Here is a 21,037-nt window from a genome sequence, read left to right as displayed (position 1 = left end):
GATTATAAGATTGCATATCCAGTGAAGCCAGTAATTCTTTTGCGTTGACCCGAGTAGGAGGGAAGGTACGCCATTTTAGCCAACGTTCTATTTCTTCTAAGCTAATATGCCCTTCCATATTCGGTGAAAATTGTTTGTTAAAATCATCAATATAGTTAATTACATATGGGGTGCCACCATTTGCTGGTTTTAAATCAACATGGGCAATAATGTCATCCATCCACATTACGTCAAAAGTCATGTAATCAATCAATGGATTCACTTCCTTCAATGAATAAGTGTTTCAATCCTGGATCCCGCAATTGTGAAAGTAATACGTCCTTAGCACGCCCAAAATCGTACTGAGACTTTTCGATTGCAGTTACTAATTTCTCTTTATTAATGAATGCTGGTCCTTCGTAAAGGCTAAGTTGTTTTGTGAAGGATGAATTCAGTGGTTTTGCCTTTACTCTTCGCTTTAAAATCGTTAATGGTTTGCTAGGTGCATAGTCTTTTTCATCAGATAGTAGGCTAAGTCCGTTATCAAAAATCGGAGCAAGCTCCCATGTTTTTTCCTTTGGGTCATATAAAAATAAAATGTTATTCGTGTGCCGATCTTCATTTAGAATAAGTGCATCGAAAGCGAATAACTGTGCGATTTGATGATTTACAACGAGCCCTGTATACTGCTCCACCTGCTTCATCAATAGCTCGAACTTTTCTATTGTAGAAAGTGTTTTGTTACTTGTAATCGAATCAGTTGAGTTGAAATTCGCTTCAAATAAGCGTTCAAGTGTAACTTCCTGTTTTGTACCACGAAAATCGAGTGAATAGCAGCCGTCAAATTGTTCACCGTCAGCTAATTGAATGATACATGGCTGATAGACGACATATTTAGAGCGGTCAAGAGTTGAGCATTCAAGAACGAGTGAAGCCAAAACTTCTGCCTGTCCCTCATAACCTCGCGCATTTTGTTTGACCCACTTGTTGCCGATACGCCATTTCGATTGATCGCCCTTACTAGAAGTACTAATAATACGTTCAGCGTCGATAGGAATATGAATTGTTTCCATTTCATCACATCCATTTTATATGAGTTTACTCAATTATATAGTGAATTATTGCTTACCGCACTAAAAGTTGTTCATAGAGAATGACTTGTAATGTAGAAATTATTTGTGAAATTCAAACTACACCATAAATTCCTACAGGATTTTCGTGAACAACTTAAAACTTTTAGACTATCTGAATTATCAAATCTTAAATAAATAGTATATAAAAGGAATTATTGATAAAATAATAGGTTTTTTATAATAATATATGTTAATTTAATGTTATATAACGATAATTAATTTCTATTTGTTGCTCAATATTTAATAGTGTTCTTAATAATTATCTTCACCCCTTATTCTTGCTTCAATAGTGCCAATACCCTGATATATTCTCTTTTTTATCTGTCATCTTATTTTAATATTTTTTGTTAAATGCTATTTGGATTGGGTTTAGACATACAGAAGGAAACTATTTTTAATGGAAATTTATGGAGATAGAACATTTCAGACTTTAGTGAGTGCGCATTTAAAAACCAACTTAAGAATTCAATGAAAAACTGCTCGTAAAATTGGTGGGGCGAGAATGGCATTGATGGTTGTTAAATCTAATCTTACTTGGGGTGATATAGCTGTTTTCGGATTTGGAGTTTCTTATGGATACACTTGGAAATATAGAAATAAAAAATAAAGAGGGATTTTAATGCATAAACAATTACAACTTTTATATTCAATACTAATTTATTTGGGTGTGTCTACTTTAATTATATTTGTTGGGATTTTGGCGATAGCTGATGAACCAATAATAATCTCTGTTAATTTATCAACAAAGGTTCTCTTAGCTTTTTTATTTGTTTGTCTATTACTGATTGTTGGTAATTTGAATGACTATTTTAACCACATTAAGAATAAAAAGATAATTTTTGTGATTTGTCTTGTAATTGCTGTATTTATTGTTCTATTTACTTTGGGATGAAAAATAAATGCTAATGAGCAGCTAAACGGTTAACTATTAAAAATGGTTAACCATTTTTAATAAACTTATTAAGCAATTCTACTTTTTTTGAACAAAGAAAGATTATGAATATATAACATTTTATTAAGGGTGAAAAAAATGAGTGAATTTTTATTTTATACGAGCGTTACCTTATTGATAATCATTGCTATTGCTTTTTCATTTGAAAAAATCTTTAAAAATAGACTTTTTCAGAAGTTAAGTTTAAGTTTAGTTTTAATTATTGGAATTCTGTTGTTGGTTAGTATTTTTATAGATAAACAAGATGGATTATCGAATATACTTCGTGGTTTCTTCGTATTGATACTATGTATATTATTCCTGAATTTTATATCTTCACTAGTTAGTTTGAAGCGTGCAATCATTTGGGGAACCTTATGGATCTTAATTAGTGTTGTTTTATTAATAACTTCATAGAATAAATAAAGCATGTACGGACAAATTATATTAATAGTACAAATAATGATTGCTTTAGATATATAGAAGGAAATAATCTTTTTAATTTTCATTATATAACCACAACGTTTTTACGACGTTGATCAATATTTGTTAATTTTTTTGACTCTAATCGAGTGAATAAAAGCCCTCAAATTGTTCACCACGCCTTTACTGTAAGTACTAATAAGAAGTTCAGCGGCGATAGGAATATGAATTGTTTCCATTTCATCACATCCAATTTTATATGAGTATAGTTTATTATATAGTGCAGCATCGATTACCGCACGGAAAGTTGTTCTTCTTATGGCGTTATCTTTTATAGAAGTGAAAAGAAAAGACAAAATTACTGAAGCACTTATTCTGTTAGAAAAGACAATTAATGAGTAAGAACAAAAAAGAACACAAGCTTTGAACATCTGACGTTCATAACTTAGTGCAATGAGCTTGATACCTGCAGGAAGAGCAGTCCAATTGCTATTAAAGTCAAGAAACCACAGTCAAATTACAAGAAGAATGGGAACGGCATCAATAAGAGTAGTTACGGATACAACAGATACAGCTTTATCTAGGATGGGAGTTAATAAGAAAGCTCGTAGAGCAATTATAGCCTCTATGGCCAATACATTTACCATTGCAATTGATTTTACAGTAGGTGGCATGGTAGTACGTATTATGAGAAGGTATTTTAAAACATATGATAAGAAAGCTAAAGCATACGGTTGGTGGGGACCTAAAGTATCCTACGAATATATGAAACTATGGTGAGGATAAATAAAAAATGATAATACGATTACTTTTTCTTGTTTTAGGAACACTATCACTAATAGGGTTATATAATGTACTTTTAATATACGGTGGGACGAAGAAGAGTAGTAGATTTGTTTTTGTACTATTATTAATAGCTACAATTATCGGTGGTGTTGCTACATTCATCATATATGTCTTCTTTTTCCCTTATGAACCGCTTTTTTCATTCTAAATAAATAGAATAACAAGTTTTCATGAGTAATTTAAAAATATAACATGTAGTTTTATGTTCTAACAAAATAAGTCCTGGTCTTATGTAAATTATAAGAACCAGGACTATTTTTGTCTTTATTAATACTAATCATATTATAGTTTTGAGAAACTAATTGTTCGAAAATAGATGGATACCAGGATTAAATCAAGAATCAATAATTTATGTTACGTTTGAGTTAAGCAAATCTAATTGCATATTTTTCCCCATGTCTCTTATATACTTTAAATAATGGACTATAAAAAAAGCTGCAAGAGGGACAGGACCATCATGGACAATTAGTGGTGGAAACCCCTACTATTCACATTAAATATTTGTACGTTTTAGTTCCATCTTATCCAAAACTTTTTGGCTATCTGTATTAGCCATATTGGTGTATAGAGAAGTCGTTTTAATATCATTATGGCCGAGTTTGAATAAAGTGTAGATTTGTAAAAAAGCTTGATTTTATATTGGGGATTTTTGTTACTATCAATATTGAGATTGTGAAAGAATGTACTTAAACTAACGGGGCAGGTTAGTTCAATAAGGTGTTTGTTTTATCATTTAACAATAGAGATACATGGACGAAGAAAAAGAAGTAATACAGTTTAATATTAATTATATAGAATAGTGTTACAGTTAATATAAAAGAGAAATCGAATTAATAGGGCCCCAAAAAAAGTCGGTTTGGAAGGAAGGAAGATTTTGCGAAATAAATTACCATGGTATTTAAAAAAAGGATCGTTATATTTTTTCTGTGTAATAACTCCTCCAATCGGTTATATAATTCTCGTTAGTAATTTAAAGAAATTTGAGTATGAGGAAAGAATCAATTACCTTACGATTTCAACGATTATGATGTCTATATGGGTATTAAAATTTTTACCTGATAAATTAAGCTTTTATGTATGGAGCTTTATATTAGCGATTTTAATAGGAAACTCTGTATTAAAAATAATAAAAAGGAAAGGTAAATAGCTGTAGCTTTGTAAAAAAGATTGATTATTTATTATATAGATTGATAATTTGTAAAGTTCGATTAAAATCTCTATAAAGATTGTGTAGAAATTTACTTAAACTAACGGGGCAGGTTACTTTTGTTAAAATTCAGAAAAGGAGTGGTTTAAATAGAGGTTATATTTCTTTTAATAATCGTGATTGCACTATGTCTATCAAACTTCATTGCTTTCAAAATTTCTGGAAAAAATAAAAAGAAAAGAATTTGGGCTGGAATAATTATCTTGCTTTTGACGCCCTTAGTCTTTTTTATTACAGGTATAAGTGTGAGTCCCTTTGACCCTGGTGGATTTGGAACTGGAATTTTAATGGTATCATATAGTTTCTTATTTGCTGTTAACGGTATTATTATTATCATTATTGGTTTGTTTACTAAAAAGTCTCTAAACAGCTAAGTAGAGGAAAATAACAAGTCAGTTTCTTCAACTAACGGGGCAGTTTAGTTGAAGAAGAAATCTATTAAAATTGAATGGTGGTTTGTATAAATGAATATATTTATTGAAAAATTACATATGACAGACGCAGAAGATTTGTTTAATTTTGAACTTGAAAACAGAATTTATTTCGAGGAAATGGTTCCGACGCGTGGAGATGAATACTATAACCCTGAGACTTTTAAAAAAAGACATGAAACTTTACTTGAAGAACAAGTTAAAGGAGGTTCATATTTCTATTTAATTAAAGATAAAGATAGCTCAATTCTAGGAAGAATAAATTTAGTGGATATTGATGAATCTGATAAAATCGGTTACCTCGGTTATAGGGTGGGGAAAGCACATACTGGTAAAGGAATTGCTAATAAAGCATTGAAAATATTAGTAGAAACAGTAACTAACGAAGACGTAAAACAGATCAAAGCCAAAACAACAACTAATAACATAGCATCCCAAAGAATTTTAGAGAAAAATGGATTTGAGAGAATAGGTACTAGTAGTGAAGAATTCGAAATGAATGGTCAGAGGTTAAGTTTCGTTTATTATGCTTTGAATATTTCGTCTTATTGAACTAATGGGGTGCGTTTGTTCAGTAAGAGCAACCGCTATTGTGCTAACAACCAGGATTGGGGAAGAAAACTTTGGAAGAAAAAAAACAATCGAAACTAGAAAAATGGAGAACGAAATATGGTTCATTAGCTGTTGCTTTGGGATGTTTATATTCTTTGATAGTTACTTGGGGAGAAGGTTGGTTTTTTACAGCAATAATGATTTTAGGGGTCTTCATATGTGGTTCTTTTGCAATTTTTGATTTAAAAAATAGTACATACAATCGGATTGGTTAAAAAGGTACAAGAATAATACCATCTGTATTATTTGTCAAAGTTTCACTCTTCAACTAACGGGGCAGTTTAGTGCAACAAGGAGTACCTTCAAAATTATGGGGATTTACAACGCTAAGTTAAGAAATATGACCAAACGACGCTTTGGGAGTGTTTTTTCAATCTAGTGTTAAAAACACATTCAAGGTATATAATGGAATTTAAAGAGGTTATTTAAATATGAGTTAGGAGTTGGTGAATATGCTAGATAAGATAAAGGATTCATTTACATCTAAGCAATTAGCTTGTTCTAATTGCGGAAGAAAAATTGAAGAAGGTGAACGTTTTACAGCTAATATAACGATGCCTTCTGAAAGAAATATGCTGGTATCAAGATTAGATAATGCAATTGCAAGAACAGCTAACAGTGTTCTTTGTGAAAAATGTTAGTTAAGATTGCAATAAATGAATCTACGAATGTTCAATAAGCATTTATAGAGCATACAAAACAAACCTAAATAACGTTCCCAAATGAAAGTTTGGAAATACACAAAAAGTCAAGAACTGCTGTGAAACCATCGTTTTAATATTGTTTATACAGCTTTATATGCAAAGGTATATAAACATAGCTTCAATAAGAATACTTCAAAGGCCATTAGTTAAATAACGATATTAAACAATCGGGTGCGATTGTTTAATAAGCGTCGCAGTTCTTCTTAAACTAACGGGTGCTTTGTAATAAGGAGATTTAAACTAAACCATTTTGATAGGCCATCAAAATGGTTCTTTTTTTTAGCAATATAACTAATGATTAATGTTTTTATGACGTTGTTCCATATTAGTCAATATTTTTTGACTATCTGTATTCGCCATATTTGTGTAAAGAGAAGTCGTTTTAATATCATTATGACCAAGTTGGTCACGAAGCAGGATATTAACTTGATATTTTTAATTGAAGATAATGCGCCTAAACTCATGTATATCAAGGGTTTAGACGCTTTTTGTTTTTTTGTAATGACACTGAACGTGTTATTAACAAAACTACAATCACACTTTCGGGTGTTGCTCTTGGCAAAATTAGATATGTAAGTAAATCACGATAAAGATTGTGAAAAAATGTACTTGAACTAACGGGGCAGGTTAGTTCAATAGCGTTGTTTAACTTGTGTTCAACAATCGGGCCAGATTGTGGAATAGATACCTTTGAGTAAATTCAGTCTTTACCTTAATTTAAAGGTATTGTATGATTATGTACTTATTTTATATATAATTAGTTTTTAATCGGATTACGGCTTCCAGAATAGATGGAGGCCGATTTTTTTGTATATATTTCAAATAAATTTGAATCGTTTTGGTGCTCCAATTTCTCTAATAAGTATAAGAGGAAAGGAGGTTTGTTAATTGGAGATAAAATCAAAGTTAGTAAAGCGTGCTAAAAAAGGCGATTCCGAGGCATTTCAAATGCTAATACACGAAGAAAAAGAAAAAATGTACAGAATGGCTTATATGTATATGCGAAATGAAGATGATGCGCTTGAAGTGTTTCAAGAAAGCCTATATAAAGCTTTAAATTCAATTAATACATTGAAAAATAACGATTATTTTTCAACGTGGTTAATGAGAATTTTAATTAACACAGCTATTGCAACTTTAAAGAAGAAACAAAAGCTTGTTTCAATTAATAATGAAATCTTTGATCAGATTGAGAATACAGAGCATCTTCGAACTGAGGAACATCTTGACCTTCTTCAAGCAATGGAAGAAATTGAGGAAAAGTATAAAACGGTCTTGCTACTGCGTTTTTATCAAGATTATACAGTTAAGCAAATTGCAGCGTTTCTTGATTGCCCCGAAGGTACTGTGAAGACAAATATTCGTCGTGGATTAGATCTATTAAGAACAAAATTAAAGGGGGTTTATTGCGATGACAGACAAAATTCCATCGTTTAAAGAAGAAATTGATAACATTCACGTTCCATTTGATAAATTGGACGCAATTATTTCAAAAACGATTCATGAGAACCATCAAAGGGGAAAAAAGTCTTTGAGAATGAAGATGGTATATGGCTTAAGTTCAGTTGCAGTAGCATCTATTCTGTTTGTTAGTTCCGCAACTGTCTCTCCTGCTATGGCTAATATCGTTTCGAAAATACCAATAATAGGTGCTGTGTTTAGTGAGTCTGGAGATCCTGGTCTAGAGAAAGTTCATGAGCAAGGATTAACAAATTTAATAGGGGATACGAAAAATACTGGAGGAACATCAATTACACTTGATGAAGTTTTCTATGATGGGACACGTTTTACAATTGGATTTTCAATCATATCAGAGAACATTATTGAAAAATCCTATTTATCATCCGGGCCTGAAATTAAAATAAATGGACAAGCTTTTTCAAATGCCAGTACTTATAGTGAAACCAAAATATCACCTACACACAGAACAGGAATAATTAACATAGATTCTTTAGATGATTTGCCTGAAGCGTTTACTCTAGGTGTAAACTTTACAAGTGTTGACGGTAAGCAGTGGGATTTTTCTACTCCTGTTAGCATGAAAACAGAAGTAGAATATCTAACTATTAACCATAGTCAAACTGTAGAAGACATTAATTTAACAGTTTCTGATTTAGAAATAAGCGCAGCCGGCTTACGTTTTAACTTTAATGCAGACACAGAAAAAATAAATTATTTAACTAATGGGTACCTAGATTTCAAAGTGATTGATGATAAAGGAAACGAACTTATATCACATTCGGGTGGTAGTCAAATTCAAAATGTCGATGGAAAGGAAGAATTAACAGGTAGCCTACTAATAGACCCAATCACAGATAATGCAAAAACATTGACAGTTATACCATATATTAATTTCCACCAAGGAGGAACTAGTGTGGAAGTTGACCTTAAAGGCAATGAAACAAAAACAAATATTCAACCTTTTAATGAAACGGACATTGAATTTAAAAGCTTTACAGTAACTCTACCTTAGAAGGTAAATATTTTTCGATTATTACTAACGAGATGCGTTGATCCTAGCAAGGGTCAGCGCTTATTTCCATTTTAGTTATAGGAGAAGCCCTTGAAGTTTAAGGGTTTACTGAAGTGAATAGCTATATGTTTGGTGAGCTAATAGATATCTTCAACAATTGGGCGCGATTGTTGAATAAGCTTCACTTTTCTTCTTCAACTAACGGGTGCTTTAGTTTAATAAGGATTTACTAAAGATCAAAAAATAAAGACCAAGTTAATCTACAAAATGTGTAGGATCAACTTTAACTTTATTTTTTTAGAGCAACAATCTATATGAAAACAGCCTTGTTTAATCATTTACCTATAGAGATAGACGTACGAGGGAAAATAATCAATACAAATTAACATTAATTTCAGTGAACCGAATCATAAGTAAATGAGGTTTTTTTTCCATTAAGTTGTTCATGTTGTTCCAGTGTGCTGAAATGTGAAGCTTCACCGCTTCTTCCATGTAGTCTTTGTTTGTGAAATAGGCGTAGTCAGTTAAGTAAGTAGTCATCTGTATATTCCTCATTTACCCTCTATCTAGAGAGGAATCTGGAAAGTGAACAAGTTTAAATAAAAAGTAGCCTCATGAAACATGAGGCTATACCGATTCAAAAGATGTATAAAGTTAACGTTTCTTCAGAAGGCGAAAACTAACAGTGCTGGCCAAGCTAAAGGATCAATCACATCTATATTTAAATTTAGGTTCTGTCTGAATGTAAAAGGCATTTCTTACTTGCGCACACCAATTTGCAAAGGCGGATCTCCATTCGGGCGTTTTAAAGAATTGTTCAACAGTTTGTGTTTCAGAATGCCACACGATAAATAGGTTGAGCGGGGCAATTCCTCCTGCCCAAATTCCGTTATTTGCGTCTGTATCCTCTTCCCTGACTAATAATAAGGGAAGTCCAAATTGAAATGCCATTGAGGGTTCTACTTGCGAATAAACGGAACCTTCCCAGACCGGAGTGGGTGGTGGGAGGGGTCCGGTATTGACCTCGACTGTTTCAACTTTAAACCGACGAAGGTTGACTGCCAACATTCCATAACTTGATGAAACTAACCGACGAATATCCGTTAAAATCGATTCGGGATAACTTTCGCTTAGAGGCAATGTACGCGGAAAAAGCAAAGCGTTCTCAATCTCCAAAATTAGACGGTTTAAAAACCGTTGTTGGTTGTCATTTAAATGCGTTGTCGTACTTAAAAATATGGGAATACGATAAGCGCGGTCAATGCACGCTTGATGTGCTGAATCTATTTTTTCTTTATCTCTTTCTCTGCGTGAAGTGTTATGTCCATCATTACTCATTTTCTCACCTACTTTTTTCTTAATATATGAAAAAGGAATAAGGAGGATTGGACATAATTGTTCAACTAACGGGGTACTTTAGTTGAAGATCATTGAGTTGCAAATGCAGCTCTTTTTTTCTTTATAAAACTAACGGGGCAGATTAGTTAAAAAGTGAATTGTATATTAAACCCAATTTAAACGGTAAAACTGGTAAGATTGTTGTAATGATTCTTACATAGGACATAGGAGGCGATGATATATGAGTTTACAGAAATGTGATAAATGTAATACTCAATTTAAATGGAGTATAATCTTTAAATCTCTTTTTTTAGCACACAGACCTATTCAATGCAATCAATGTGGCACGGAGCATAGGATAATATTCTTTTCAAGGGTTATATTGTCTTTCTTGTCAGTTATACCATTGTGGATATTTGGCTTTATAATATCAACTCAATTATCGTTATCCATTTCTTATACTTTTTCGATAATGATTATATATGGTGTTTTTTTGTTTTTGTTACTTCCTTTTTTTGCGAAGTACAATTCGGAATACTGAATATATTTATGGTGAAATAAGGTTTTTCTCTTATTAAGCCAAGGGGTACTGTGGTTAAAGATTATTAAGTTGCATAGGCAGCACTTTTTTCCTTTCTTGAACTAGCGGGGGCATTAGTAAAAGATTATTGAGCTGTTCATATAGCTCTTTTTTTCTTTATAAAACTAACGGGGCAGGTTAGTTCAATAAGATAATGATAAAAGAAAGGGAAGGGAAAATTAGTTAAGATTACAATTGGCTACTACATGACCTTGTTGCCATTGATTCTAGAACAAAAAAGCTCGATCCAATCAATCGGACCAAGCCTTAAGGGAAATAATTGTTTTATCAAATGACAGAATTACCGTCAGTTCCCGACTTATTTTGTCATTCTACAATTTGTAGCTTTATTATAAAAATTGATAAAAAATATATCTTACAAGGCTATATATTAAAGATAAATCAAATGAACCTACTTAGAACGCCTTTCGTTGATATATAACAGTGGTAGTCCCCCAAGAAATAAAATAGACTAATATAATAACAAGTGTCGCTCCTGTATATAAAACCGGGACGGATAAATTAACAATAAAATCAGTTATTGCTGTTAAATGTTCAGCTAAAAACAATACAATAGCCGGTCCTATAGCTGCTAAAAGGAGAAAGCTAATCATTACAACCGTTGAAATATAGCCTGGTTTTAATATATAAAATAATGGAAAGGTAATCGCGGCAAATAATAAAAATAAGCTACTACCAATTGCAATATCAATCATCGTAAACGGTTTATTGAAAGTAAATAATGCTAGACTTGTCACCCCAATTGCTAAAACCATATAAACAATAGCACCAATATAACGTGATGCGATTATTTCCGTACGTGTATAAGGTAAGGAATTTAATAATATGTTTGTCTCTACTTTTTCATCGTAAGCATAAGTATTAAAGGGAATAAAAATGCTGGCAATGAGAAAAGTCAAAGCTGGATGTGCGTCCATAATGATAAAGAATAAGATAAAAGGAATAAATAATAATAGTTGCCTTTTCTGTAGTATGACATCACGTCTGATTAAATTAAACATGGTGTATACCGCCTTTCAAGTAATACATGATATCTTCCAGAGAGGGGCGTTCAATGACAACTGTGTCTCCGAAAGTATTTTTCACTTCTTTAATATTATTCGTTAATGCTTCAAATCCTGTTGATGAACGATGAATATGAACAAAGTCCTTTTCCGTGTCTCTATCTAGAAGATCCGTTCCCCCTTTAACGAGTGCATAGTTTTCAGCTACGTCGTGAATGGACTGATTAAATACTAATTCCCCATTATGCATAAAAGCTATATAATCTGCGATACGATCTAAATCTGTTGTAATATGCGTAGAGAAGAAAATGGTACGATTACTTTCAATCATTAATTCCTGTAAAAGATCCAATAGCTCTCGTCTAAAAATGGGGTCTAAGCCTGCTGTTGGTTCGTCCATGATAATCAGCTCTGCATGATGTGATAGTGCTATTGCCAATGAAGCTTTCATTTGCATCCCTTTTGAGAAAGTTTTGATCGCTTTATAAAGCGGTAATTTGAATTGTTCAACATATTGATAAAATAAAGTATCATCCCATTGTTTGTAAGCTGGTGCAACTATACGTTTTATATCTTTTAAGTTCAGCCCTTCAAAAAAAATATTGCCATCGTAGACAAATCCAATTCTTTCTTTGATAGCCTTCTCATGCGTCTTGTAGTCCAACCCGAAAAGCTTAATTTCTCCGGTATCCGGCTTTAATAGATTCATCATCATCTTTATCGTTGTCGACTTACCAGCTCCATTTGCTCCAATGAATCCAGTTACAAAGCCTTGCTTCACTTGTAAATTAATATTATTAACGGAAAATTCTTTAAATTGCTTCGTTACATTTTTTAATTCAACCACATTTTCCATTCACTTCACTCCTCGTATAAAATCTTCAATAATTGCTTTAACTCATCAAGTGACAGGCCAATTTCTCTACTATTTGTTATGACCGCACTCAACTGCTCCTCAATGACCTTTAGCTTCTTCTCTCTTATAACCTCTAAATTTTGCTCTGCGACAAAAGAACCTTTCCCGACAATGGAATAGATAAAGCCCGCCTTCTCCAATTCCTCATAGGCACGTTTCGTCGTTATAACACTAATTTGTAAATCCTTTGCGAGGTTACGCATGGAAGGTATTGCTGAACCCTCCTGTAGTTCACCTGCTAAAATAGACGACTTAATTTGATTCGTAATTTGTTCATAAATCGGCTCCTTTGAACTGTTGGAAATAATAATTTGCATGTTAATCCCTCTTCTTTATTTTTTTGAAAACATACTTGAAATAATGTCATATACTGCTTGAATCAGTATAGCAATAACGTGAATTGTCATGAACATATTAAAAAATGGAAAGGAATAAGGGGCAATCCATTTAGTAAAGAGCTTCAAGTCCAAAATCCATCTTGCTAACCTGGCAAATAAGGTACCACTATCGTTTATGTTTGGCTCCAGGAAAGTACCATCAACGGCGATAAAGATCAATTGAACAATTAAAAATATACCAATGGTGATCATCCAGCGTTTTGCCAGATTAATATTATGAGTTTTTTCTATGCCTATCATTTGAACACGTCTCCTCTCTTAGAGTGTTAGTGTGTCGGTTGTTACTCCTTCTTTAAAGGTCATTTAAGAACGATTTACACATAATTACCCTCATCCCTGTATAATGTATATATACTATATTCACATTATATACATACGTGAAACGTCACGCAACTATTATCATTTGAAAAGAAAGAAAATTAAAACGATTTTAAAAACAAAGTCCACTTGAATTCAACAAAAGAAACCTCTATTTTGAAAAAGAGTAATCAAAAATGATGTGCTTCTTTTGTTTAAGTGTGTGATTTTTGGTATTTTTATAAATTGAAAAAGAAAATCAGAGTTCCTATCAGGGTCCTTGTTTATTTTTTGTTCGATCTGCCTTACGTTTTAGCTGAAAAGGCAAAACAATATAAAGGGGATTGTAAAATCGTCATATTCGATATTACAAGAGGAGGACATACGGAAGCTAACTTTGGAAAAAATAGCATTATGTTTCTTAAGGATTATCAAGGAGTAGCAGAAGGTAACTACTACTGTGAAGTGGAGTATTATCCAGGAACTGAACAAGGAAAGTCATGAAAATTTATCAGTCAAAAGGGGGATTAATAAATGAAAAATAGTTTCATCTTCAACTTACGGGGTGCGTTAATTAAAGATTATTGAGTTGCATATGCAGCTCTTTTTTCTTTATTGATCTAACACAGCAGTATAGTTCAATACGAGGTGCAATCCAGGAGGTTTTTAGTAATATTAGAACTAAAATTTGTTGGGAACATGATGATTAATAAATGAGTAAAACAGTTACTTCTTCAGTTACTATAAAATATGATAAAGAGGAGGTCACTTTACAAGAATTAGGTATTGATAAGAATATGAACGATAAAGCAATGAAAAAAGCAGTAGAGGAATTTTTCCGAGATTGGCTTTGGAATAACGCCTACATGATAGACGAGGACTAACTTAAAAGTACGAACCTACTCTGTAACCAAAAGAGGAATTTACTTATTCAACTAACTAGCTAATAATGTGTATGATAGATAGTTAAATAATGGGATTTCATTGTGCTATACTCTAAATGAGGTATGATAAATAAACTTTAGATTATATTTAGAGGAGACGTTATGGAAAGTAGGTACATGAAAAATTATTTCACCGTCATTTATGAGCAACGAGAAGAATTTGCTAATGAGCTAAAAAATTTTAAAAATAAAGAATGGGAACGTCCTCAAGAAGACAAGTGGTCTTTTGGAGAAACATATTATCATTTATACTTAATGGTTAGACTATTTAGACAGTTAAACAAACCGTATTTACCGATTTCAAAGCCCATTGCTACAATAAGTAGAGGAAAGTCATACAAATTTCATAGTGAAGATATATTCACTGAATATAAAGAAAAACACAATAAACCTATGAAAGCACCTTTTGTTTTAGTGCCACCAAAAGGTATTAAAGAGAAAATTCCATTTGATTGGATAGTAAACGAGTTAGATAGCGAAACTAGGCATTTAGAAAAAATACTTTCTAATATTAGTGATAACATTGCTGGACATATACGTTACCCCGATCCAATAGCTCATTATCCAAATTTAATACAATGTATTGATATACTAGGAATACATGAAAAACATCATTTTTTATTATGCAAAAAATATTATAACTTACATTGATATTGACCTATAAAACAGATATTTCATTTGAAAATTCCTTAAAATGCGAACGGGGTGCTTTAGTTTAATAAGAATAGGGCTTGTGTTTATGATTGATTTTCATATCTGCAATTCCTTTTGTTCTACTGTATCCTACAGTTACCTATAGCATTAGACTTCAACAGGAGCGAGTTAGCATATTTTTTCTTCCATAGGGTATTAGTTACGAAACTATAATAAGAGTCTTATTGAACTAACGGGTGCTTTGGTAGAAGATAGTTGAGCTGTTCAGACAGCTCTTTTTTCTTCTTCAACTAAAGGGGCAGGTTAGTTGAAGAAGAAATTAAATCTTTAATTGTTATGGTATTTTTTAACCATTAGCTTTTTAATTTTGTCACCACTACTTTTGGTGATTAACCCAATTATTTCTTATACTCCATAAAGAATTTATAATCCTGCTCTACTTGGTTCGCGTATGAAATGGCCCAGTGTGAAAGGTAATGAACAAATCCGTCAACATCATCACCAATTGCTTTTAATATCTCGTCTTCACTATGATAAGGTAGGATACCTTCATTAATATCCGCATCTGCCCGAGCATGGACTTTTGCTGTTATTCGTCCCATTTGTTCAACGGTCTCTATCATGTCCTCATGACTTTTCATCATTTCTAGTTTTAATTTCTTTTTGTACGGAGAACGTTCGCGTATGTAAAAATCACGGTTATCTATCGTCACATTTCCTAAATGAGGATCCGCTTGATGATGCATTGCTCGTTGTGTCATAATCACGCGTTGCCCTTGATATGAAAAAGTTTCCCAAAACTCTTTATTATACGGCATAAAATAAGCAGGAATTGGTACCCTAACCTCTTTCATCTCTAAGATTACATCATCTAAATCCTCTTTTTGTTGTCCACCTTCTATTAAAATATAAAAACGATCTAATCCGATGGAGGCTGTTCCTGATCCATGCTTAATCGCAATATCTTTAATACGGTACTTCGTTTCATCATTCATCTTTTCTACGGTTTCTAAATATTGAGGCCAAACTTTTTCAATCTCTGCTCTCGCCGCATCGCTTAATCGTTGAATCTCATCTGATTCCACAAACTGTCGCTCTGATTGAAAATTGGAAGTAACCTTACCTAATAAATGTGCCTCACTTCTTTTTTCTAGCTTTTTTAATAACTTGTGAATCGCTCCGTTTGCTTTTTTCTTTGTCACAAAAAAAGTATTTGGTAAATCTTTGCGGGTCTGAAATCGCGACATTTGTTTATGATACGTTTGCAGGTATGCTTCTACCACGTCAATCTGCTTGTTTACTTCATAACCTAATTGACGACAAACAAGCACGACACTAACAGACATGCGCAATAAATCATATAAATAAGAACCTAAGTAACCTTCATCAAAATCATTAATATCAAATACTAGCTTCCCTTCTTCATTGTGAAATGCACCAAAATTCTCAAAATGCAAATCCCCTTGAATCCATGTAGGCCTGCTCTCTAACGTATGATATGGAAACCAATGATTTGTTACATCATAATAAAATAAATATGCACTGCCACGGAAAAAAACAAACGGACTTTGTTTCATTTTCTCATACTTTGACTGGCGATTTTCTTCTGTATGCCCCATAATTTTTTGATCAAATTCTACTAATATTTTCTTTAGAGTCTCCATTCGTAAATCACGTTTCGTTTGCTCGACACGTTCTCCAAGGTTCACCATCAGTTTCTCTCTCCCTAATTGTATAAATTTTACTTTATAAATAGTTTACTTTATTTATAACTTCCACGCTATTGATCTATCCATTGAGTAGATGTGTTTTTTTATATGGAAGCACGTATAAAGTATTTGGAGAACTTTCCTTTAAACAAATTAGTGAACTTTTCGAGAGAATAGAAAGTTGGGCGAGAGTCACATTTCACCGAGCAAAACGTAAAATTCAAGACTTGCTGAAGGAGGACTAGAATGGAGTAAAGTATCATGTGAAATAGTTAAAGATTTGCTTCCATTGTATTATGACAACGTATGCAGTGATGATAGCAAAAGAATGGTAGAAGAACACCTTGTCGAGTGTGAAATTTGTAAAATAGAATTAGACAGCATTCAAGCTGATATTAAATTATCAGTGGAAGATTGTTGAGCTGTTCAGACCGCTCTTTTTTTCTTCTTCAACTAACGGGGCTAGTTAGGCGAAGAAAGTATAGAATAATTAATATTGAAAAAATACGTTCATTTTTTTCGATGAAAAAGATATAAAGATATAGTAGCGGCAAAAAAGTTGACTTTTAATTAAGAAAACCCGGCTGAAGGACGGTAGTCCAACAGTCGGGCATTTTTCTTTACTTATACGTCGAAAGTATAAGTGATTTGGTATTTGAAAATGCCAGTTATCGGTGATCCATCACTATGAATTGTGATTTCTCTAACATTAGCAAAAACGCCTGCTAACGAAGAACCAACTTCAACTGTATTAGTGAAAGCAGGGTCGCCATCACTGAATGTTACTGTTAAATGGATGTCATTATCCCCAGTATTTTCAAGGGAAAAAGCAACTACAGCTGTAATCTCATCATCTACGTGTAAAATTGTGTTCAGACTAGTAGGGGGATTTGAACCTGAAACTGGAGTACAATTTGAGAAAGTTAATGTTTCCTCTTGTGGTCTATCAGGGCAGCTGTGATTGAAGTTTTTACATGTCATGTCTATCAACCTCCTTTCATTTTACCTATTACTTATGATATGTCGCTTTAAAAAAGTTGTATGGACAGTGAGGTAATGAAATGAAAGTTAATGATTTAACGAAGTTAGTATTTTATTTAGTTGGTGACTTAGAAGCTATTCAAAGAAGAAAATTATAAGTGATTTTCTTGGTGAACACCTTCCGTGTACAACAATGGTTTATGTATTTCCTTTAGCTGAACCTGCTTTTAAAGTTGAAATTGATGCTTGGGCGTGTAAAGAGGTTGAATAATACTATATACCCCTTAATGAACTAACAGGTGCTTTAGTAGAAGATTGTTGAGCTGTTCAGACCGCTCTTTTTTCTTATTCAACTAAAGGGGTAGGTTAGTTGAACAAGATGGTATTTTTAGCATTTATGTTGTAGTGATTTGAGGCGAGGAGAAATTTTAGGTTTAACATGGAGCGACATTGATTTCAATAAAAAAACTATCCACGTTAATCGGTCGTTAGTTTCTATTCCTGAAGAAGGTTATATGTATACAGCTCCTAAAACGAAGAATGCCATACGGCAAATTCCTATTCCAGACTTTGTTCTAAATGAATTAAGTATTCAAGAGAAAATTTAAGATGACTGGAAAGAACTAGTGGGGGAAATGTACAAAGATTATGACTTGATGATTTGTACAAATACTGAAACCTTTAAGATTCGCGAAATGTTATTCGTGTAATGAAGCAAATTATAAAAAGAGCAGGCGTATCAGATATTCGATTCCATGATATTAGGCACACACAAGCATCTATTCTTATTTCTGAAGGTGTAGATATTGTAATAATCTCTAGTCGATTGGGTCATGGAAATCCTAAAATTACATTAGATTTTTATGCACATTTATTACCAAATTCCGATGACGGTATTGCAGATATTTTACACAATGCCATTGATAGTAACGATAAATGGTGAGGAATAATCCTGTGGACAAACTGCGGACAAATTAGAAATGTTGAGGTGTGTTGTGGAATTATTGTGAAAAGAATAAGCCCTCAAACATTGATATATCAACGTTTGAGGGCTTATTCAGAAGATGATTCCTACTGGGTTCGAACCAGCGACCTCCACCCTGTCAAGGTGGCGCTCTCCCAGCTGAGCTAAGGAATCGGGAGAAATTCTAATTCGTAAATTTATGTAATAATTACTTAATATCATAAGATGCCAAACAGTAAAAGTCAATCATTGTTTTCATCAATAAAATAGAAGAGGCTAGTTTGGTCAACATAACCTAACTAGCCTCTTTTTAGTGAAATAACCCAGATTTTCTGGATTTAAGTAGCATACGCGATGTAATGACATTTAAACGTTTTTTGAGAATGGCGCCGAATAACAGAACTATTATGAGAACTATGCCAAGTACTATGACATCCACTAATATTTTATTCCAAATGATTCCGCCTATAGCTTCTCGAGCCATTCCTATAGCGTATGTGAAAGGTAAGTATGGGTTAATCACCTGGAAGAACTTCGGTAGTAAAACAACGGGATAAGTACCGCCTGAGCCTGCTAGCTGAAGTACAAGAAGAACGATTGCGAGTGCTTTTCCAACATCTCCGAAAACCGATACTAAAGTGTAGACAATGCTCATAAATACGAGACTGATGAATAGGCAAAATAGGACGAACCATACAGGGTTATGTGCAGACACTTTAAGAATGAAAAGGTCACCCATAGTAATGATAAGTGTTTGGAGTATGCCAATGGTCCAAAATGTGAGTAGTTTTCCGAAGTATATTTGGCGGGTGGTAAAATCTTCTTCATTTTTCGCTCCTACTGAAAGTAGTGAAATTAAAAGTAGGCAACCAACCCAAATGGATAAAACAGTGTAGAAAGGTGTCATACCTGTTCCGTAATTTTTGATTGGGAAGAGGGCATTTTCGTTTAGCTTAATAGGCTGCTCAAAAAATGATTTCTCCGCATTTGGATCGTTGATAAGTAATTGAATGACGCTATTTAAATCCGTTTCTTTTTCGAAGTCCCGGATTTTATTAGCAAGTTCTTTAACCTTGGTATTCACATAAGGATATTGTCCGAGAGCTGTATTGAGGCCAGATTTCGCCTCTGAGATATAGCCATCGGTATTATTAATGATACGCACAACTTCGGGTAATTGAGTTTGGATTATAGTTAGCTTATTCTTTGCAGTAGATAACGTGTTTTGGGCATCATTAATAGCTTTAAAAACAGTTGGTTCAATAGATTGAGTATATTCTTTGATGAAGCTGTCGAGCTCGACAGAAGTGTTTTGTGCAATAGTTTGTATTGAGTTGACTGCATCAGCAACATCTTGTTCTTTACCAGCAAGTACGTCGTTAATATTGCGGGCATTTGTTTGTGCTTCTACTAATAAAGCCTTTAAATTTTTTGTACGTTCAATTGCCGACGTGAGTAGTTGTGATTGGTCTTGAATGTTATTTTCATCGTTGAATTGCTTTAGATCTGCCAATGCTTGTTCAACTTTAGATACTTTATCAATGGCAGACGTAACCTGATTGTCTAACGTTTCTTTTGCATTATTTACCTCAGTAAAATCAATCTTAGTATTTTGTAGTTGTTTTAACAATGTATTTGCATCAGTAGAAATTTTTTGGACAGTTTGTAAATCTTCTTTAATTTTTGGATTCATATCATTAAGGCGACCTTCAGCTTGTGTCAAGAAGGTTAATGTGTTCTCAATTGTATTTAGTCCATCTTCTGTTAGTTTTTTTACTTGTGGAAATTCATTTTGAGCATCGCCAATCATAGTACTTGCAGAATTAGCATCTTTTTGTGCTTTCTTCAATTCTGTATGAATGCCCGGCAAATCTTTTTCTAATGTAAAAACATAATTTTTAAATTTTTCGATATCTGGCAAATTGTTTTGCATTTCTATTCCAATTCGATTGAACATCTCAAAGATTGTACCGTTTACTGTGCCAATAAATTTACTACTCATTTCTTCAGCAAGTACACTTGCACCTTTACTTGTAATCTTTGGAGCAATTGAGTTGATTTTTTCATTTACATAATATTCTATTTCCGCTTTTCGTGGCTTATCTGATACAACTGTAGCGAGCTCTTTAGAGAAATTCTCTGGAATGATGATTACCGCAAAAAAATCACCGTTTCGAACTTTTTCCATTGCTGTTTTACGATTTGTAAATTGCCAGTCCATATCATTATTTTTATGTAACGTAGCAACGAGCTCTTCTCCAGCATCAATATGTTGACTTTGTATCTTTGCACCACCATCTTCATTTACAATGCCGACGGGAATTTGAGAAGTTTTCGCATAAGGATCCCATGAAGCTGCAATGTTCAACCATGCATATAATGAAGGCAAAATAATAAGCCCGCCTAATATTACTGCGGCTACCCAGTTAGAGAAAATACTTTTAATATCCCGCTTATAAATTTCCCATATATTTTTCATGTCCGTCCTCCTA

The 21,037-nt window shown here is 33.1% G+C and carries 25 protein-coding genes, 1 tRNA gene and 2 pseudogenes; 16 read left to right on the top strand and 12 right to left on the bottom strand.

Features of this window, described 5'->3' with window-relative positions; all coding sequences use genetic code 11:
* Together BK137_RS03900 and BK137_RS03895 are read right to left on the bottom strand one after the other, a co-directional pair.
* A pseudogene (locus BK137_RS03900) lies at positions 1-253 on the bottom strand (hypothetical protein); the annotation flags it as partial.
* Positions 246-1,052 (bottom strand): hypothetical protein, encoded by an 807-nt coding sequence (locus BK137_RS03895; RefSeq protein WP_038183369.1) that lies wholly within the window; start codon positions 1,050-1,052, stop codon positions 246-248. The gene BK137_RS03895 and the pseudogene BK137_RS03900, both read right to left, overlap by 8 nt.
* A gap of 679 nt (positions 1,053-1,731) precedes the next feature.
* Here BK137_RS03895 and BK137_RS03890 point away from each other — a divergent pair.
* From BK137_RS03890 to BK137_RS03845, 8 genes are all read left to right on the top strand, one after another.
* Complete coding sequence (locus tag BK137_RS03890) at positions 1,732-2,004, top strand: hypothetical protein (RefSeq protein WP_038183377.1); 273 nt, start codon at positions 1,732-1,734, stop codon at positions 2,002-2,004.
* Positions 2,005-2,952: 948 nt separating this feature from the next.
* Entirely contained in the window at positions 2,953-3,246 is a 294-nt protein-coding gene (locus BK137_RS03880) for a hypothetical protein (protein ID WP_038183382.1), read from the top strand.
* Between the two features lie 13 nt (positions 3,247-3,259).
* Positions 3,260-3,460 carry a hypothetical protein gene (locus BK137_RS22205; RefSeq protein WP_143691501.1) on the top strand — a complete coding sequence of 67 codons (201 nt, stop codon included), beginning with the start codon at positions 3,260-3,262 and terminating at the stop codon, positions 3,458-3,460.
* Between the two features lie 1,523 nt (positions 3,461-4,983).
* On the top strand, positions 4,984-5,502 hold the full coding sequence (locus tag BK137_RS03865; RefSeq protein ID WP_038183409.1) for a GNAT family N-acetyltransferase: 519 nt from the start codon (positions 4,984-4,986) through the stop codon (positions 5,500-5,502).
* A 71-nt stretch (positions 5,503-5,573) separates the two neighbouring features.
* Positions 5,574-5,777, top strand: a complete 204-nt coding sequence (locus BK137_RS03860; protein ID WP_038183411.1) for a hypothetical protein — start codon at positions 5,574-5,576, stop codon at positions 5,775-5,777.
* A gap of 237 nt (positions 5,778-6,014) precedes the next feature.
* Entirely contained in the window at positions 6,015-6,203 is a 189-nt protein-coding gene (locus BK137_RS03855) for a hypothetical protein (protein WP_038183414.1), read from the top strand.
* A gap of 951 nt (positions 6,204-7,154) precedes the next feature.
* Complete coding sequence (locus BK137_RS03850) at positions 7,155-7,703, top strand: sigma-70 family RNA polymerase sigma factor (protein WP_038183429.1); 549 nt, start codon at positions 7,155-7,157, stop codon at positions 7,701-7,703.
* Positions 7,678-8,739: a DUF4179 domain-containing protein gene (locus BK137_RS03845; RefSeq protein ID WP_038183432.1), complete on the top strand. Its 1,062-nt coding sequence runs from the start codon at positions 7,678-7,680 to the stop codon at positions 8,737-8,739. The genes BK137_RS03850 and BK137_RS03845 overlap by 26 nt, the downstream gene beginning before the upstream one ends.
* Positions 8,740-9,111: 372 nt before the next feature.
* Here the strand turns inward: BK137_RS03845 and BK137_RS22200 are convergent, their stop codons facing one another.
* Positions 9,112-9,279, bottom strand: a complete 168-nt coding sequence (locus BK137_RS22200; protein ID WP_155981177.1) for a hypothetical protein — start codon at positions 9,277-9,279, stop codon at positions 9,112-9,114.
* 165 nt (positions 9,280-9,444) lie between these two features.
* Positions 9,445-10,077: a hypothetical protein gene (locus BK137_RS03840; RefSeq protein ID WP_038183435.1), complete on the bottom strand. Its 633-nt coding sequence runs from the start codon at positions 10,075-10,077 to the stop codon at positions 9,445-9,447.
* A gap of 241 nt (positions 10,078-10,318) precedes the next feature.
* Between BK137_RS03840 and BK137_RS22950 the strand changes: the two genes are divergently transcribed.
* Entirely contained in the window at positions 10,319-10,618 is a 300-nt protein-coding gene (locus BK137_RS22950; RefSeq protein ID WP_076066796.1) for a TIGR04104 family putative zinc finger protein, read from the top strand.
* Between the two features lie 455 nt (positions 10,619-11,073).
* Here BK137_RS22950 and BK137_RS03830 read toward each other — a convergent pair whose 3' ends face one another.
* The 4 genes from BK137_RS03830 to BK137_RS03815 are packed head-to-tail and all read right to left on the bottom strand — an operon-like array spanning position 11,074 to position 13,236.
* Positions 11,074-11,679, bottom strand: a complete 606-nt coding sequence (locus BK137_RS03830; protein WP_038183439.1) for an ABC-2 transporter permease — start codon at positions 11,677-11,679, stop codon at positions 11,074-11,076.
* Positions 11,672-12,538: an ABC transporter ATP-binding protein gene (locus tag BK137_RS03825; protein ID WP_038183442.1), complete on the bottom strand. Its 867-nt coding sequence runs from the start codon at positions 12,536-12,538 to the stop codon at positions 11,672-11,674. Before BK137_RS03825 ends, BK137_RS03830 begins: the two co-directional genes overlap by 8 nt.
* Before the next feature lie 5 nt (positions 12,539-12,543).
* Positions 12,544-12,915, bottom strand: a complete 372-nt coding sequence (locus BK137_RS03820) for a GntR family transcriptional regulator (protein ID WP_038183445.1) — start codon at positions 12,913-12,915, stop codon at positions 12,544-12,546.
* Between the two features lie 15 nt (positions 12,916-12,930).
* Entirely contained in the window at positions 12,931-13,236 is a 306-nt protein-coding gene (locus BK137_RS03815; RefSeq protein WP_038183448.1) for a YfzA family protein, read from the bottom strand.
* A 348-nt stretch (positions 13,237-13,584) separates the two neighbouring features.
* Here BK137_RS03815 and BK137_RS03810 point away from each other — a divergent pair, with 348 nt between their 5' ends.
* From BK137_RS03810 to BK137_RS03805, 3 genes are all read left to right on the top strand, one after another.
* On the top strand, positions 13,585-13,797 hold the full coding sequence (locus BK137_RS03810; protein ID WP_143690978.1) for a hypothetical protein: 213 nt from the start codon (positions 13,585-13,587) through the stop codon (positions 13,795-13,797).
* A 209-nt stretch (positions 13,798-14,006) separates the two neighbouring features.
* Positions 14,007-14,177, top strand: coding sequence for a hypothetical protein (locus BK137_RS22195; RefSeq protein ID WP_155981178.1), 171 nt, complete (start codon positions 14,007-14,009; stop codon positions 14,175-14,177).
* Positions 14,178-14,339: 162 nt separating this feature from the next.
* A complete protein-coding gene (locus BK137_RS03805; protein WP_038183452.1) occupies positions 14,340-14,888 on the top strand; it encodes a DinB family protein in 549 nt (182 codons plus the stop codon).
* A gap of 401 nt (positions 14,889-15,289) precedes the next feature.
* Here the strand turns inward: BK137_RS03805 and BK137_RS03800 are convergent, their stop codons facing one another.
* Positions 15,290-16,603 carry a DUF2252 domain-containing protein gene (locus BK137_RS03800; protein WP_038183455.1) on the bottom strand — a complete coding sequence of 438 codons (1,314 nt, stop codon included), beginning with the start codon at positions 16,601-16,603 and terminating at the stop codon, positions 15,290-15,292.
* Between the two features lie 277 nt (positions 16,604-16,880).
* Here BK137_RS03800 and BK137_RS21705 point away from each other — a divergent pair, with 277 nt between their 5' ends.
* A complete protein-coding gene (locus tag BK137_RS21705) occupies positions 16,881-17,021 on the top strand; it encodes a zf-HC2 domain-containing protein (RefSeq protein WP_425318989.1) in 141 nt (46 codons plus the stop codon).
* Between the two features lie 203 nt (positions 17,022-17,224).
* Here the strand turns inward: BK137_RS21705 and BK137_RS03785 are convergent, their stop codons facing one another.
* Complete coding sequence (locus BK137_RS03785; RefSeq protein WP_038183458.1) at positions 17,225-17,581, bottom strand: hypothetical protein; 357 nt, start codon at positions 17,579-17,581, stop codon at positions 17,225-17,227.
* 80 nt (positions 17,582-17,661) lie between these two features.
* On the opposite strand from BK137_RS03785, the pseudogene BK137_RS22580 reads away from it, so the two are divergent.
* From BK137_RS22580 to BK137_RS03770, 3 genes and pseudogenes are all read left to right on the top strand, one after another.
* Positions 17,662-17,852 (top strand): annotated as a pseudogene (locus BK137_RS22580) (RidA family protein); the annotation flags it as partial.
* 139 nt (positions 17,853-17,991) lie between these two features.
* Positions 17,992-18,189 carry a site-specific integrase gene (locus BK137_RS03775; RefSeq protein WP_076034060.1) on the top strand — a complete coding sequence of 66 codons (198 nt, stop codon included), beginning with the start codon at positions 17,992-17,994 and terminating at the stop codon, positions 18,187-18,189.
* Positions 18,190-18,281: 92 nt separating this feature from the next.
* Positions 18,282-18,524, top strand: a complete 243-nt coding sequence (locus BK137_RS03770) for a tyrosine-type recombinase/integrase (protein ID WP_412104687.1) — start codon at positions 18,282-18,284, stop codon at positions 18,522-18,524.
* 122 nt (positions 18,525-18,646) lie between these two features.
* Here the strand turns inward: BK137_RS03770 and BK137_RS03765 are convergent.
* Both BK137_RS03765 and BK137_RS03760 read right to left on the bottom strand, forming a co-directional pair.
* A tRNA-Val gene (locus tag BK137_RS03765) sits at positions 18,647-18,719 on the bottom strand.
* 136 nt (positions 18,720-18,855) lie between these two features.
* A complete protein-coding gene (locus tag BK137_RS03760) occupies positions 18,856-21,024 on the bottom strand; it encodes a YhgE/Pip domain-containing protein (protein WP_179078233.1) in 2,169 nt (722 codons plus the stop codon).
* Positions 21,025-21,037 lie beyond the last annotated feature (13 nt).

Origin of the sequence: Viridibacillus arenosi, assembly GCF_001955655.1 — a bacterium.
In the GTDB taxonomy this organism is placed as follows: domain Bacteria; phylum Bacillota; class Bacilli; order Bacillales_A; family Planococcaceae; genus Viridibacillus; species Viridibacillus arenosi.
This window is presented reverse-complemented; position numbering and strand designations above follow the sequence as displayed.